Source organism: Streptomyces sp. NPDC101166, assembly GCF_044768125.1.
Classification (GTDB): Bacteria; Actinomycetota; Actinomycetes; order Streptomycetales; family Streptomycetaceae; genus Streptomyces.
In genome coordinates this window covers 1-1,200 of record NZ_JBIWPF010000216.1, presented here as the reverse complement: position 1 = coordinate 1,200, position 1,200 = coordinate 1, and the positions used below count along the sequence as shown (strand labels likewise).

The window sequence follows — 1,200 nt, the reverse complement described above, 5'->3', positions numbered from 1 at the left end:
TCGATGAGGAACAGCTCGAGGAGCTGGCCGCTGCTTCGGATGCGGAGCAGATCGACATCATCATGGAGCTGCTGAAGTTCGCCGGGGTCGATATTCCGGGCGGCGTGATCGAGCACCAGCGCACCTCGTGGATCGACAGCAAGGAACTGGAGAAGATCGAGCCGACCAAGTACGACGGTCAGGTGACCCTGTACCTGGCCGATCGCTACCACGATGGAATGATCGAGCTGGAGCCGCGTTTCGCCGACCGCCGGCCGAACGGCGGCTGGGCCGAGCACATTCCGAATCTGGAGATCATTCACATTCCGGGCGATCACATCCAGATCATCGACGAGCCGCGAATCTCCACCATCGGCGCCGATCTCGCCAAGAAACTTACGGAGATCGACACCACCGGGAAATAGCACCACCGCGTCACGGGTTCTGCGAAAGTAGGTTTTTGCCGAAAGGAGTCCAGTGAGCACCACCGCCGATAAACTCGCCGACCTTCGAAGCAAGCTCGACATCGCGAGGGAACCGGCGGGGGAGGCAGGCATCGCCAAGCGGGCGCGGAAGTCCATTCCGTCCGCCCGCGACCGCATCGACATGCTGCTGGACGCCGGAACCTTCGTGGAAATCGGTGCGCTGGTGCGCAATCCGGGCGACAAGAAGGCGCTCTACGGCGACGGCGTGGTCACCGGGCACGGTTTGGTGGAGGGCCGCCCGGTGGCGGTCTTCTCGCACGACCAGACCGTGTACGGCGGTTCGGTCGGCGAGATGTTCGGCCGCAAGGTCGCCGGCATCATGGAATTCGCGGCCAAGGTGGGCTGCCCGGTGGTCGGCATCAACGACTCCGGCGGCGCCCGCGTGCAGGAGGCGGTGACCTCGCTGGCCTGGTACGCCGAGCTGGGCAGACGCCAGGAACCGTTGTCCGGCTTGGTGCCCCAGATCTCGATGATCCTGGGCAGCTGCGCGGGTGGCGCGGTGTACGCGCCGATCAATACCGACGTCGTGGTCGCCACCGAAGAGGCGTACATGTTCGTCACCGGTCCCAAGGTGATTCGCGAGGTCACCGGCGAGGATGTCAGTCTCGAGGAGCTGGGCGGCGCGAATTCCCAAGCGCAGTACGGCAATATCCACCACGTGGCCCGGGACGAGAAGGCCGCGTTCGAGTGGGTGCGCGACTACCTCGGCTACCTGCCCTCCAGCTGCCAGGAGTTG

Annotated in this window: 2 protein-coding genes; both read left to right on the top strand. The window is 64.6% G+C overall.

The genetic code is table 11. From position 1 onward, the window contains the following. A partial coding sequence (locus tag ACIRS4_RS37845; protein WP_404204757.1) for a hypothetical protein occupies positions 1 to 404 on the top strand: 404 nt, incomplete at its 5' end. Between the two features lie 52 nt (positions 405 to 456). Beyond that, the coding region (locus ACIRS4_RS37840; protein WP_404204755.1) for a carboxyl transferase domain-containing protein at positions 457 to 1,200 on the top strand (744 nt) is incomplete at its 3' end.